This is a genomic window from Streptomyces sp. NPDC029292, assembly GCF_055569295.1.
This window is the reverse complement of record NZ_JBVHXR010000003.1, coordinates 447,138-460,812: the sequence shown is the minus strand read 5'-3', so window position 1 is coordinate 460,812 and position 13,675 is coordinate 447,138. Positions and strand designations below refer to the sequence as shown.

At 70.0% G+C, this 13,675-nt stretch carries 13 protein-coding genes; all 13 read right to left on the bottom strand.

The genetic code is table 11. The features are described 5' to 3' along the window. Nucleotides 1-5: 5 nt before the first annotated feature. The 13 genes from ACZ4WS_RS10355 to ACZ4WS_RS10295 all read right to left on the bottom strand — a co-directional run bounded on the left by ACZ4WS_RS10355 (nt 6) and on the right by ACZ4WS_RS10295 (nt 13,616). Entirely contained in the window at nt 6-2,531 is a 2,526-nt protein-coding gene (locus ACZ4WS_RS10355) for a RelA/SpoT family protein (protein WP_467978998.1), read from the bottom strand. A 229-nt stretch (nt 2,532-2,760) separates the two neighbouring features. Next, nucleotides 2,761-3,300: an adenine phosphoribosyltransferase gene (locus tag ACZ4WS_RS10350; RefSeq protein ID WP_467978996.1), complete on the bottom strand. Its 540-nt coding sequence runs from the start codon at nt 3,298-3,300 to the stop codon at nt 2,761-2,763. Further along, entirely contained in the window at nt 3,297-4,415 is a 1,119-nt protein-coding gene (gene secF, locus ACZ4WS_RS10345) for a protein translocase subunit SecF (RefSeq protein ID WP_467978994.1), read from the bottom strand. The genes ACZ4WS_RS10350 and secF overlap by 4 nt, the downstream gene beginning before the upstream one ends. Before the next feature lies 1 nt (nt 4,416). Continuing rightward, entirely contained in the window at nt 4,417-6,201 is a 1,785-nt protein-coding gene (gene secD, locus ACZ4WS_RS10340) for a protein translocase subunit SecD (protein ID WP_467978992.1), read from the bottom strand. A 141-nt stretch (nt 6,202-6,342) separates the two neighbouring features. After that, nucleotides 6,343-6,870 carry a preprotein translocase subunit YajC gene (gene yajC / locus ACZ4WS_RS10335; protein ID WP_467978990.1) on the bottom strand — a complete coding sequence of 176 codons (528 nt, stop codon included), beginning with the start codon at nt 6,868-6,870 and terminating at the stop codon, nt 6,343-6,345. 198 nt (nt 6,871-7,068) lie between these two features. Further along, entirely contained in the window at nt 7,069-8,163 is a 1,095-nt protein-coding gene (gene ruvB, locus ACZ4WS_RS10330; RefSeq protein ID WP_467978988.1) for a Holliday junction branch migration DNA helicase RuvB, read from the bottom strand. A 118-nt stretch (nt 8,164-8,281) separates the two neighbouring features. Next, nucleotides 8,282-8,890 carry a Holliday junction branch migration protein RuvA gene (gene ruvA, locus ACZ4WS_RS10325; RefSeq protein ID WP_467978987.1) on the bottom strand — a complete coding sequence of 203 codons (609 nt, stop codon included), beginning with the start codon at nt 8,888-8,890 and terminating at the stop codon, nt 8,282-8,284. Further along, on the bottom strand, nt 8,887-9,417 hold the full coding sequence (ruvC, locus tag ACZ4WS_RS10320; RefSeq protein WP_467978985.1) for a crossover junction endodeoxyribonuclease RuvC: 531 nt from the start codon (nt 9,415-9,417) through the stop codon (nt 8,887-8,889). The genes ruvA and ruvC overlap by 4 nt, the downstream gene beginning before the upstream one ends. Before the next feature lie 129 nt (nt 9,418-9,546). Beyond that, nucleotides 9,547-10,299, bottom strand: a complete 753-nt coding sequence (locus tag ACZ4WS_RS10315) for a YebC/PmpR family DNA-binding transcriptional regulator (RefSeq protein WP_467978983.1) — start codon at nt 10,297-10,299, stop codon at nt 9,547-9,549. Nucleotides 10,300-10,374: 75 nt separating this feature from the next. Continuing rightward, complete coding sequence (pdxT, locus tag ACZ4WS_RS10310; RefSeq protein WP_467978981.1) at nt 10,375-10,980, bottom strand: pyridoxal 5'-phosphate synthase glutaminase subunit PdxT; 606 nt, start codon at nt 10,978-10,980, stop codon at nt 10,375-10,377. A gap of 7 nt (nt 10,981-10,987) precedes the next feature. Beyond that, a complete protein-coding gene (pdxS, locus tag ACZ4WS_RS10305) occupies nt 10,988-11,902 on the bottom strand; it encodes a pyridoxal 5'-phosphate synthase lyase subunit PdxS (RefSeq protein WP_467978979.1) in 915 nt (304 codons plus the stop codon). Between the two features lie 279 nt (nt 11,903-12,181). After that, complete coding sequence (locus ACZ4WS_RS10300) at nt 12,182-12,727, bottom strand: LemA family protein (RefSeq protein ID WP_467978977.1); 546 nt, start codon at nt 12,725-12,727, stop codon at nt 12,182-12,184. A 25-nt stretch (nt 12,728-12,752) separates the two neighbouring features. Further along, nucleotides 12,753-13,616 carry a formylglycine-generating enzyme family protein gene (locus tag ACZ4WS_RS10295; protein WP_467979275.1) on the bottom strand — a complete coding sequence of 288 codons (864 nt, stop codon included), beginning with the start codon at nt 13,614-13,616 and terminating at the stop codon, nt 12,753-12,755. Nucleotides 13,617-13,675: the final 59 nt, after the last annotated feature.

Here is a 13,675-nt window from a genome sequence, read left to right as displayed (position 1 = left end):
CGGTGTTACGGCCTGCGGGCCGAAGTGACGCGGTACACGTCGTACACGCCTTCCACGCCCCGTACGGCCTTCAGGACGTGCCCCAGGTGCTTCGGGTCGCCCATCTCGAAGGTGAAGCGGGACGTGGCCACGCGGTCGCGGGAGGTCTGGACGGCCGCGGACAGGATGTTGACGTGCTGGTCCGACAGGACGCGGGTGACGTCCGAGAGGAGCCGGGAGCGGTCCAGGGCCTCGACCTGGATGGCGACCAGGAAGACCGAGGACTGGGTGGGCGCCCACTCGACCTCGAGGATGCGCTCGGGCTCACGGGACAGCGAGTCGACGTTGACGCAGTCGCTGCGGTGCACCGAGACGCCGCTGCCGCGGGTGACGAAGCCGATGATGGGGTCGCCGGGTACGGGCGTACAACAGCGGGCGAGCTTGACCCACACGTCCTCGACGCCCTTGACGACGACACCCGGGTCGGCGTTGGAGCGGCGCTTGCGGCCGCGGCCGCGCGCGGGCGGGACGCTCTCGTCGATCTCCTCGGTGGCCGCCTCCTCGCCGCCGAGAGCCTGCACCAGCTTCTGCACGACGCTCTGCGCGGCGACATGACCCTCGCCGATCGCCGCGTACAGCGACGAGATGTCGGGGTAGCGCATCTCGTGCGCGAGGGTGACCAGGGAGTCGCCGGTGAGGATGCGCTGGATCGGCAGGTTCTGCTTGCGCATCGCGCGGGCGATGGCGTCCTTGCCCTGCTCGATCGCCTCGTCGCGGCGCTCCTTGGAGAACCAGGCGCGGATCTTGTTGCGGGCGCGCGGGGACTTCACGAAGCCCAGCCAGTCGCGGGAGGGACCCGCACCGGCCGCCTTCGAGGTGAAGACCTCCACCAAGTCGCCGTTGTCCAGGGTGGATTCGAGCGGTACGAGGCGTCCGTTGACCCTCGCTCCTATGGTCCGGTGGCCGACTTCCGTGTGCACCGCGTACGCGAAGTCCACGGGGGTCGCGCCGGCCGGGAGCGCTATGACGTCGCCCTTGGGCGTGAAGACGAAGACCTCGTTGCGGGACAGGTCGAAGCGCAGGGACTCCAGGAACTCGCTGGGGTCCTCGGTCTCCTTCTGCCAGTCGAGCAACTGGCGCAGCCACGCCATGTCGTTGACGGTGTCCTGGCCCGCGCTGCCCTTGGCCGCCCGGGGCACGTCCGTACGGATCTTGGAGGAACCGGCGACGGTCTCCTGCTTGTACTTCCAGTGCGCGGCGATGCCGTACTCCGCGCGGCGGTGCATGTCGAACGTACGGATCTGGAGTTCGACCGGCTTGCCGTTGGGCCCGATGACCGTCGTGTGCAGCGACTGGTACATGTTGAACTTGGGCATCGCGATGTAGTCCTTGAACCGGCCGGGTACCGGGTTCCATCGCGCGTGCACGGTGCCGAGAGCGGCGTAGCAGTCCCTGACGGTGTCGACGAGGACGCGGATGCCCACCAGGTCGTAGATCTCCGCGAAGTCACGGCCGCGGACGATCATCTTCTGGTAGACGGAGTAGTAGTGCTTCGGGCGGCCGGTGACCGTGGCCTTGATGCGGGCGGCGCGCAGGTCGGACTGGACCTCGTCGGTCACTATGGCGAGGTATTCGTCGCGCTTGGGGGCGCGCTCGGCGACCAGGCGCACGATCTCGTCGTACATCTTGGGGTAGAGGATCGCGAAGGCGAGGTCCTCCAGTTCCCACTTGATGGTGTTCATGCCCAGGCGGTGGGCGAGCGGCGCGTAGATCTCGAGGGTCTCGCGCGCCTTCTTCTCCTGCTTCTCGCGCTTGAGGTAGCGCATGGTGCGCATGTTGTGCAGGCGGTCGGCGAGCTTGATGACCAGGACGCGGGGGTCCTTGGCCATGGCGACGACCATCTTGCGTACGGTCTCGGCCTGCGCGGCCTCGCCGAACTTGACCTTGTCGAGCTTGGTGACGCCGTCGACGAGCAGGGCGACCTGGTCGCCGAAGTCCTTGCGCAGGGTGTCGAGGCCGTACTCGGTGTCCTCGACGGTGTCGTGCAGCAGGCCCGCCATCAGCGTGGCCGGGTCCATGCCCAGCTCGGCGAGGATCGTGGTGACCGCGAGCGGGTGCGTGATGTACGGGTCGCCGCTCTTGCGCTTCTGGCCGCGGTGCCAGCGCTCGGCGACCTGGTACGCCTTCTCGACCTGCCGCAGCGTCGCCGTCTCGATCTTCGGGTCGTTGCTGCGCACTATCCGCAGCAGCGGCTCCAGGACCGGGTTGTACGGGTTGGAGCGCTGCACGCCGAGACGGGCGAGGCGGGCACGTACGCGGTTGGAGGAGCCGCCGGTACGGGTGGGCTGGCCTGCCGCGGGGCGGACCGCCGGGGTGCTCGCAGGGCGCCCGGCAGGTGCCGGCTTGGGGCGTGGCTGCTCGGCCGCCTTGTCGTCCGGCGCGGACTGGGCGTGCTCTACCGGCCCGCTCGTGGCTTTCTTGGCGGGCTTCTCCGCGGGGGCCGAGGCGGGCTCGGGCTTTGCGGCGGTGAGTGGCTGGGCCTCGTCTGGCAAGAGGGCTCCTCGTGCGCGTTCCGGGTCCCCCGGTCAGGCTCCGGAAACCCCATGGTAGCGATCCTGGGCGTCGGACTCGCTGTCGGCCGCTGGGACGGCCTCGTACAGGAGGAACACGAGAGGCGGGCGCCGGATTCCTCCGGGCCCGCCTCCGCGGTGTCGTACGGGTGTCTCAGGCCTTTCCCAAGGCTTTCCCGAGACTTTCCTCAAGGTGCTCAGACTTCGATCCTCAGACCTTGAGGAGCGCCTCCAGCGGAGCGCCCGCGAGGGCCGGCTCCAGGCGGCCGCGGCCGCCGAGGAAACCGAGCTCCATCAGCACGGCGACGCCCGCGACCTCGGCGCCCGCCCGGCGGATGAGCTGGAGCGAGGCCTCGGCGGTGCCGCCGGTGGCGAGGACGTCGTCGACGACCATGACGCGGTCGCCCGCGACCAGGTCCTCGGCGTGCACCTCGATCTCGGCGGAGCCGTACTCAAGGTCGTACGACTGCGACAGGGTCGCTCCGGGGAGCTTGCCCGCCTTGCGTACGGGGATGAAGCCGAGCCCGGCGCGGACGGCGACCGGGGCGCCGAGGATGAAGCCGCGGGCCTCCAGGCCGACGATCTTCGTGGCCTCGTTGCGCACGGCGATGTCCGCGAGAGTGTCGGTGAGCGCCATGAACGCCGCCGGGTCCGCCAGGAGCGGGGTGATGTCCTTGAACATCACACCCGGCTCCGGGTAGTCGGCCACGTCGCGGATACGGCTGAGCAGCAGCTCTTCGATGCCGGTCATCGGCGCTTCCCCGAAGGTCGGCCGCGGCCCCGGTTGCGGGACGCGGGCTGGTGGCGCGGGCCGACGACCGCCGGGGCGGCGTCCTCCGGCTCGTCGTCGTCCAGCGGCTCCTCGGAGGCCTGGGGCTCCAGGGACTCACCCTTCGCGGCGGCCTGGGCGCGCTTGGCGAGCACGCGCTTCCTGAGGGCCTTCATCTGCGGCTCGCGCTCCTTGAGGTCGGCGACCAGCGGCGTGGCGATGAAGATCGAGGAGTACGCACCGGCGGCGAGGCCGACGAACAGCGACAGCGAGATGTCGTTGAGCATGCCCGCGCCGAGGACACCGCCACCGATGAACAGCAGGCCCGCGACCGGCAGCAGCGCGACCACCGTGGTGTTGATCGAGCGGACCAGGGTGCCGTTGATCGAGCGGTCGGCGATCTCGCTGTACGTGTAGCGGGTCTGCTTGGTGATGTCCTTCGTCTGCTCCTTGAGACTGTCGAAGACGACGACCGTGTCGTAGAGCGAGTAACCGAGGATCGTGAGCAGACCGATCACGGTGCCCGGGGTGACCTCGAAGCCGACCAGGGCGTAGATGCCGACCGTGATGGTGATGTCGTGGATCAGGGCGACGAGCGCGGCCACGGCCATGCGCCACTCGAAGGCGATCGCCAGGTAGATCACGACGAGGACCATGAAGATCGCCAGGCCCTCCCAGGCCTTGTTGGCGATCTGGTCACCCCAGCTGGGGCCGACCAGGTCGGCGTTGATCTTCTCCGAGTCGACCTTCAGGTCCTTGGAGAGCGCATCCTTGATCTGGTCCGACTTGCCGGTGTCGATGCCGGCGATCTGGATGCGCAGGCCGCCGTTGCCGAGCTTCTGGACGATCGCGTCGTGGCCGGACGCGTCCTGCGCGTACGTCTCCGCCTGGGACGCCGAGACACTGGTCTTCTCGGTGGTGAAGACGGCTCCGCCCTGGAACTCGATGCCCATGTTCAGGCCGCGCACCGTCAGGCCGAGGATGGCCGTGATGGTGATCAGGATCGAGATGCCGTACCAGATCTTGCGCTTGCCGACGAAGTCGTAGCCGATCTCGCCGCGGTGCAGCCGGGCGCCGAGGGTGCCGAGCTTCGACATCTCACGCCTCCTTCGTGTCGACGGGGGCGGAGGGGCGACGGGTGCGGCGCAGCGGTGGCTTGGCGCCCAGTCGCTTCGGGTCGAGGCCGGACCAGCTGTGACCGCTCGCGAAGAACTTCTTGCGGGCGAGGATCGTCATCAGCGGCTTGGTGAAGAAGAAGACGACGACCACGTCGAGCACGGTGGTCAGACCGAGCGTGAACGCGAAGCCCTGGACCTTGCCGACGGTGACGATGAAGAGCACGGCGGCGGCGAGGAACGACACGAAGTCGGAGACCAGGATGGTGCGCCGGGCGCGCGGCCAGGCCCGCTCGACGGCGGGCCGCAGCGAGCGGCCCTCGCGGATCTCGTCACGGATGCGTTCGAAGAACACGATGAACGAGTCGGCTGTGATGCCGATCGCGACGATGGCGCCACAGACGGCCGGCAGGTTGAGCGCGAAGCCGATGGCGGGGCCGAGCAGCGACATGATCACGTACGTGAGGGCGGCGGAGACCAGCAGGGAGGCGATGGCGATGATCGACAGGCCCCGGTAGTAGACCACCAGGTAGATGATGACCAGGGCCAGGCCGATCGCGCCCGCGATCAGACCGGCGTGCAGCTGCTCACCACCGAGCGCGGCGGTCACCGTGGTGACGCTCGCCTCCTTGAAGGTGAGCGGCAGGGCGCCGTACTTCAGCATGTTGGCCAGGTCCTGGGCCTCGGTCTGCGAGAAGCTGCCGGAGATCTCGGCGCTGCCGCCGGTCAGCGCCTCCTTGACGTAAGGGGCGGAGACGACCTCACCGTCGAGGACGATGCCGAACTCGTTCTGCGGGGTCGTGTTCTGCGCGAGCGTGCCCGTGATGCTGGCGAACTTCTTGGTGCCACTGGACGTGAAGTCCATGGTGACCTTCCAGCCCACGGCGCTCGTGGTGTCGTAGACGGCCGCGGCCTTCTTGACATCGGTACCCGAGAGCGCGGCGGGGCCGAGGACGTACTTGTACCAGACACCGCTGGACTCGCCGCAGGCCACGGTCGAATCGGTGGGCTTGGCGCCGTCACCGGCCTTGGCGCGGGCCGCCTTGTCGGTGCAGTCGAGCGCGGTGTACTCGGCCTGGAGCTTGGCGGTCGCGGCGTCGGCGCTGGCGCTCGCGGACGGCGAGGCGCTGGCGGAGGCCGAGGAGCTCGCGGAGCTGCTCGCCGAGCTGCTCGCGGACGGCGTGGAGTCGGCCTTCAAGGCATCGGTGACCGCACGGCCCTGGGAGGTGGCGGTGGCCGTGGGGCTCGCGGAGCTCGACGAGGTCGCCTTGTCCGTGGCCTTGGTGGAGGCGCTGCTGGAGGGGCTGCTGGACGCGCTGCCGGAGGCGCTGGCCGACGGGCTGGCCGACGCGGCGCTGCCGGAGGCCTCGCTGGCCAGGACCGGACGGAAGTAGAGCTTGGCGGTGGTGCCGACCTGCTCCCGGGCCTGCTTGGAGTTCGTGCCCTTGGGGATGTTGACGATGATGTTCTTGTCGCCCTGGGTCTGGACCTCTGCCTCGGAGACGCCAAGACCATTGACACGGCGGTTCATGATGTCGACCGCGGTGTTCATGTTGGTCTTGTTGATCGCGTTGGGCTGGCCGGGCTCGTTCTTCGCCTCGAGCGTGATGCTCGTGCCGCCGGCGAGGTCGATGCCGAGACGCGGGGTGGGGTGCCCGGAGAGGAACATCCCCCCGGTGAGCGCCACGATGGCGATCAGGATGAGGGCCAGCGAGCGCCCCGGCCTGCTCTGGGCGCTCGCGCTCCGGCCCTTCTTCGGTGCTGCCACCTTCTCGTACTCCCTCTCGGGCCGCCTTGCGCCGGGTAAGCGCGCGGGCGGCCATGACATGGTGTCGGGATTCCGTGCGAGAACAGCACGTCCCGGGAAGCGCGGGGCGCGAGCGGGTCGCGCCGCGTTCCCGGGTCGTGGCTACTTCGCGTCGGCCTCGCCGTCGGTCTTCTTCGGCTCTGCTTCGTCGGCCTTCGCCTCGGCTGCCTCGTCGGCCTTCGCGTCGACGGGCTCGTCGGCCTGCTCGTCCGCGGCGTCCTTCTTGCCGAGGTCGATGGGCTTGTCGTCGGAAGCGTCGGAAGAGGCGTCGGCGGCGGGCTCGTCGGTCTCGGTGAGGGAGGAGGCGTCGTCCGGGACGACGGCGGCGTCGGTCTTCAGGTCGTGCTCGATGCCGTGGACGATGCGGTTGTACTCGTCGTCGGAGAGGACGGCGCCGATCGAGTTCTTGGCGAAGACGAGGTCGACGCCGGGGGCCGCGTCAAGGAGGACCGTCTCCTCGTTGACCTCCTTCACCGTTGCGTACATGCCGCCGATCGTGCGGACGCCGGTGCCGGGCTGCATCTCGTTGCGCATCTGCGCGGCCTGCGTCTGCTTGCGCTTGGCCGAGCGGGTCATCAGGAACATGGCCCCGATGAGCACGATGAACGGGAGGAGGGTCAACATATTCACGGGACGGAGATTCCTTCGCACAGCCGCGCGGTGAGCGGCCTGGTGGATGGGGGTGGTCGGCGCCGCCCACAAGGGCGGCATCGGCGGAGTCTAAGCGAGTCCGCACTCATGGAACAACGCTCAGCATGGCACCGGGGTTCCTGCCTTGCACGTACCCTCCCCCACTCTCGGCATCGCTCGAGCGGGGGAACCCCATCGTCACGCCCCGAACAGGTCCTGTTGTCCGTTTCCACCAGTCGCCTGGCGGGGCGGGGTGAGGCCGAGATGCGCCCATGCGGCAGGTGTGGCCACGCGGCCACGGGGAGTACGGGCGAGCAGTCCTTCCCGTACGAGGAAGGGCTCGGCGACCTCCTCGACGGTCTCGCGCTCCTCCCCCACCGCGACGGCGAGGGTGGACAGGCCGACCGGGCCGCCGCCGAAGAGCTTGAGCAGGGCTTCGAGGACGCCGCGGTCGAGGCGGTCGAGGCCCCGGGCGTCGACCTCGTAGACCTTCAGCGCGGCCGACGCGATCTCGCGGGTGATGATGCCGTCGGCCTTGACCTGCGCATAGTCGCGTACGCGGCGCAGCAGACGGTTGGCGATACGGGGCGTGCCCCGGGAGCGGCCCGCGATCTCGGCGGCGCCTTCCGAGCCGATCTCGACGTCGAGCAGATGGGCCGAGCGGTGGATGACGCGCTGCAGCTCGGCGGGCTCGTAGAACTCCATGTGCGCGGTGAAGCCGAAGCGGTCGCGCAGCGGGGGCGGCAGCAGGCCCGCGCGCGTGGTGGCCCCGACCAGGGTGAACGGCGGCAGTTCGAGCGGGATGGCGGTGGCGCCGGGGCCCTTGCCGACGATGACGTCGACGCGGAAGTCCTCCATCGCCATGTAGAGCATCTCCTCGGCGGGCCGGGACATGCGGTGGATCTCGTCGAGGAAGAGGACCTCGCCCTCCTGGAGCGAGGAGAGGATCGCGGCGAGGTCGCCCGCGTGCTGGATGGCGGGGCCGCTGGTGATGCGGATCGGGGCTTCCATCTCGGCCGCGATGATCATCGAGAGGGTGGTCTTGCCGAGTCCCGGGGCACCGGAGAGGAGCACGTGGTCGGCGGTGGCGCCACGCGCGCGTGCCGCGCGCAGGACGAGGTCGAGCTGCTCGCGGACCTTCTCCTGGCCGATGAACTCGTCCAGGTCCTTGGGGCGCAGCGCGGCCTCGACGGCCTGGTCCTCGCGGTCGGCGACAGAGCCCACTAGCCGCTCCGCGGCGGGGCCGACGAGCCGCTCGGCGGCGGCTTCGTCGGTCGTGTCGTCCCAGTTCATTACGTGTGCCTCGCGGTGTGGTGGTGGGGCGGCGGTGGAGCGGGCGCGATTCGAGGTCCGCGGGGGCGGCCGGTGGTTCAGCCGGCGCGATTCGAGGTCCGCGGAGGCGGCCGGTGGTTCAGCGGGCGCGGTTCAGGGTCTGGAGGGCGGCCTTCAGCAGCTGGCCGACCTGGGGTGTGCTCTCGGCGGCCTCGGCCTGCGGGGCGACCGCGGAGACCGCCTCGTCGGCCTCGCGCGTCGCGTACCCGAGGCCGATGAGCGCGGCGTGCAGCTGGTCGCGCCAGCCGGTGCTGACCGGGGCCCCGACCCCCGTGCTCGTGCCGAGGGGCGCGCCGAGCCGGTCCTTCAGTTCGAGCAGGAGCTTCTGGGCGCCCTTCTTGCCGATGCCGGGGACGGCGGTGAGCGCCTTCTCGTCTCCGGTCGACACCGCGCGGCGCAGGGCGTCCGGCGTGTGCACGGCGAGCATCGCCTGGGCCAGCCGCGGGCCGACACCGCTCGCGGTCTGGAGCAGCTCGAAGGTCTGCCGCTCGTCGTCGTCCGCGAAGCCGTACAGGGTCAGCGAGTCCTCGCGTACGACGAGGGAGGTGGCGAGCTTGGTCTGGTGGCCCATGCGCAGCCCGGAGAGCGTGTTGGGCGTGCACTGGACGGCGATGCCGATGCCGCCGACCTCGACCACCGCGGAGTCGGGGGCGAGGGCGGCGACCGGGCCGCTGACAAAGGCGATCATGCGGTACGCCCTTTCGATGCGTGCAGGGCGACGGCCTGCTGGAGTCTGTTCTGGGCGGGGGCGCGCCAGATGTGGCAGATGGCGAGAGCGAGGGCGTCCGCCGCGTCGGCGGGCTTGGGGGGCGCGTCGAGCCGGAGCAGCCGGGTGACCATCGCGCCGACCTGGGCCTTGTCCGCGCGTCCGTTGCCGGTGACGGCCGCCTTGACCTCGCTCGGGGTGTGCAGGGCGACGGGGATGCCGCGCCGGGCGGCGCAGAGCATGGCGACGGCGCTGGCCTGGGCCGTGCCCATCACCGTCCGCACGTTGTGCTGGCTGAACACCCGCTCCACGGCGATGAATTCGGGCTCGTACTCGTCGAGCCACTGCTCGATGCCTTGCTCGATGGCGACCAGGCGCAGGCCCAACTCGGCGTCCACCGGGGTCCGTACGACACCGACGCCGCGCATGGTCAGTGGGCGGCCGGGGACTCCTTCCACCACACCGATACCGCACCGGGTCAACCCGGGGTCAACGCCCAGCACCCGCACTCGGCCCCTCCTTCGATCTCCCCCAGCTACCGCTGGGAGGTGCCCCCAGTTTGTGCAGGCTATCGGGTGCCACTGACAAAGCGACGGGCCGACGGGGGTGTCCCGTCGGCCCGTTCGGCTGTCGGCGGCTCAGGCGTCGACCTTCTCCATGACCTCGTCGCTGACGTCGAAGTTGGCGAAGACGTTCTGCACGTCGTCGCTGTCCTCGAGTGCGTCGATCAGCTTGAAGATCTTCCGGGCGCCCTCCTCGTCCAGCTCGACCTGCATGGTCGGGACGAAGTTGGCGTCGGCGGAGTCGTAGTCGATCCCGGCGTCCTGGAGCGCGGTGCGCACCGCGACGAGGTCGGTGGCCTCGGAGATGACCTCGAAGGACTCACCCAGGTCGTTGACCTCTTCGGCGCCCGCGTCGAGCACGGCACCCAGGACGTCGTCCTCGGCCAGCTCACCCTTGGGGACGATCACGACGCCCTTGCGGTTGAACAGGTACGAGACGGAACCCGGGTCGGCCATGTTGCCGCCGTTGCGCGTCATCGCGACACGGACGTCCGAGGCGGCGCGGTTGCGGTTGTCGGTGAGGCACTCGATGAGCACCGCGACACCGTTCGGGCCGTAACCCTCGTACATGATCGTCTCGTAGTCGGCGCCACCGGCCTCGAGACCGGCGCCACGCTTGACCGCGGAGTCGATGTTCTTGTTCGGGACCGAGCTCTTCTTGGCCTTCTGGATGGCGTCGAACAGCGTCGGGTTGCCGGCCGGGTCGGCACCACCCGTGCGGGCCGCGACCTCGATGTTCTTGATCATCTTCGCGAAGAGCTTGCCGCGCTTGGCGTCGATCACGGCCTTCTTGTGCTTCGTCGTGGCCCATTTAGAGTGGCCGGACATCTGCCTGTCTCCTTCGCGTAACCCATCCGGTACGAACTCCCCCGGACTGCAAGAGCCTGGGGGGACCCCCAGATCCTACAAGGACTCCGGTGTCCGGTTCGCGCGCACCATGTCGACGAACAGGCCATGCACGCGGTGGTCGCCGGTCAGCTCCGGGTGGAACGACGTGGCGAGCGCGTTGCCTTGGCGTACGGCGACGATGTGACCGTTGTGCTCGGCGAGCACCTCGGCCTCGGCACCCACGGACTCGACCCAGGGGGCGCGGATGAAGACGCCCTCTACAGGATCGCCCTCGACGCCGTTGACGTCGACCGCCGCCTCGAAGGACTCGTTCTGGCGTCCGAAGGCGTTGCGGCGCACGATCATGTCGATGCCGCCGATGGTCTCCTGGCCCGAGCGCGGGTCGAGGATCTTGTCGGCGAGCATGATCATGCCCGCGCAGGTGCCGTAGACGGGCATACCGTCCCGCACGCGCGCGCGGAGGGGTTCCATCAGGCCGAAGAGGACGGCCAGCTTGGAGATGGTGGTGGACTCACCGCCGGGGATGACGAGGCCATCGACCTCGGCGAGTTCCTCGGGGCGCCGAACCGGCCTGGCCACGGCGTCGGCCGCGGCCAGGGCGATCTGGTGCTCCCGTACGTCGCCCTGGAGGGCCAGGACGCCTATGACAGGAGTGTTCATGGGGTGACTACCAGCCACGGTTCGCGTAGCGCTCGGCCTCGGGGAGGGTGTCGCAGTTGATGCCGACCATGGCCTCGCCCAGGTTGCGGGACGCGTCCGCGATGATCTTCGGGTCGTCGTAGAAGGTGGTGGCCTTCACGATGGCGGCGGCGCGCTTGGCCGGGTCGCCGGACTTGAAGATGCCGGAGCCGACGAAGACGCCCTCGGCGCCGAGCTGGCGCATCAGCGCGGCGTCGGCCGGGGTGGCGACGCCACCGGCGGAGAAGAGGACGACCGGGAGCTTGCCCAGCTCGGCGACCTCCTTGACGATCTCGTACGGGGCGCGCAGCTCCTTGGCGGCGGCGTACAGCTCGTTGTTGTCGAAGCCGCGCAGCTTGGCGATCTCGTTCTTGATCTGGCGCAGGTGGCGGACGGCCTCGACGACGTTGCCGGTGCCGGCCTCGCCCTTGGAGCGGATCATGGCCGCGCCCTCGGCGATGCGGCGCAGGGCCTCACCGAGGTTGGTGGCGCCGCAGACGAAGGGGGTCGTGAAGGCCCACTTGTCGGAGTGGTTGACCTCGTCGGCCGGGGTGAGGACCTCGGACTCGTCGATGTAGTCGACGCCGAGGGACTGCAGCACCTGGGCCTCGACGAAGTGGCCGATGCGCGACTTTGCCATGACCGGGATCGAGACCGCGTCGATGATCTCCTCGATCATGTTCGGGTCCGACATACGGGCCACGCCGCCGTCCTTGCGGATGTCGGCGGGGACCCGCTCCAGGGCCATGACGGCCACGGCGCCGGCGTCCTCGGCGATCTTCGCCTGCTCGGCGTTGACCACGTCCATGATCACGCCGCCCTTGAGCTGCTCGGCCATGCCGCGCTTCACACGGGCGGTGCCGATCTCGGGAGTCTGGGCGGAGTTGGAGAGCGTGCTGGACACGGGTTGACCTCACTCGGTGAAAGAGGGTTTCTGCAGCTTCGAGGAAACGTGAGTGGAGCAGGCCACAGCAAGGGCCAATGGGGAGCCGGTGGATTTTTTTCGCCCCCTCCGCCCCTACCCTCCCCCACTCTCGGCTTCGCTCGAGCGAGGGGGACCCCCATCGTCCCTGGGGCTCCGCCCCAGACCCCCGGATCGTGCTTCGCGCTCCTCCATGAACGCCGGACGGGCTGAAAACCAGCCCCTCAGGCGTTCGCGGATCGGGGCGGAACAACTCCTCGCTCAGCTGGTCGGACGGTCCGCCAGGGCCGTCGGTGGCTCGTCGTCCATCTCGAAGGCCATCGGGAAGGGGGCGTGACCGGCCAGGCGGAACCAGCGGACCTTGCGGTGGCGACGGAGGGCGCGCGCGGCGCGCACGGCGTCGTTGTGGAAGCGCCGTGCCATCGGTACACGCCGCACGGCCTGCGCCAGCTCGCCCGCAGCCTCCTCCCCACCGGGAACCGCCCGCACCGCCTCGACCTGCTGCACCTCCCCGAACACGGCCCGCAACGCCTGGCTCAGCTCGCTCTCGGCCACCTCGCGCTGCTCCTCCTCGGCCTGCCGAGCCGCGTGTGCCGCCTCGTACAGCACGATCGAGGCGGCCGGATCGAGGACCCCGGACGTGGCCAGCTCCTGCGCGACCGAGGCGCGGCGCAGCAGCTGCGCGTCGAGGGCGGCGCGGGCGGCGTCGATGCGGGCGTGCAGCCGGTCGAGACGCCCGGCGGTCCAGCTCAGGTAGAGGCCGATGGCGACGAGGCCGACGAGGATCCAGATGAGGGTTGCGGTCACGGGCGGCAAGGCTACCCGGGTGAGGTCACGGCTCTTGGCGGTCCCAGGCGCAACGGAACCCGCCGTGCCCGGTCGAGGAGTCGGGTGTGTTCTTCGACCGGGCGGCCACGCGGTAGCGGTTGCAGTAGGAGGCGTGGCACAAGTACGAGCCGCCGCGGATGACGCGCTGGCCGGCGTCCGCCGCGGAGAAGGCGTCGGCGCACCACTCCCAGACGTTGCCCGACGTGTTGTACAGCCCGAAGCCGTTGGGCTCGTACGTGTCCACGGGAACGGTCCCGGAGCCGCCGCCCGGGCGCGTGCTGACCCGGGGGAAGTCGCCCCGCCAGGTGTTCATCCGCTCCTGGCCGCCCGGCGTGACATCGTCGCCCCAGGGATAGCGGCGCCCGTCAAGGCCGCCCCGGGCCGCGTACTCCCACTCGGCCTCGGTGGGCAGCCGGGCGCCCGCCCAGGAGCAGTACGCGAGCGCGTCGTGGTACGAGACGTGCACGACCGGGTGGTCTGCGCGCCCGGCGAGATCCGAGCCGGGTCCCTCGGGCGCGCTCCAGGAGGCACCCTCGACGCCCAGCCACCAGGGCGCGGCGGCGACGGCCCCCATCACCGCGTGTCGCGCATCGGGGTGCAACGACAGATGGAACACGAACGAACTGCCGTACCGCTCCGCCTCGGTCCGGTACCCGGCCGCGCACACGAAGTCGGCGAACCGGGCGTTGGTGACGGCGGTCGCGTCGATCCGGAAGGGCGCGACAGTGACCGTACGGACCGGCCCCTCGCCGTCGTCCGGATACCCCTCGCCGAACGAGTCACCCATGTGGAACTCGCCACCGGGCAAGGCGACCGCGGAGGCGTCATGCCCGGAGCCGCCGCCACTTCGTGGAGCGGGTGCGGCCAGTTGGAAAAGTGAACTGACCTCCCCGCGCGCGGGTGCGCAGCACGACGCTCGCTCATCCG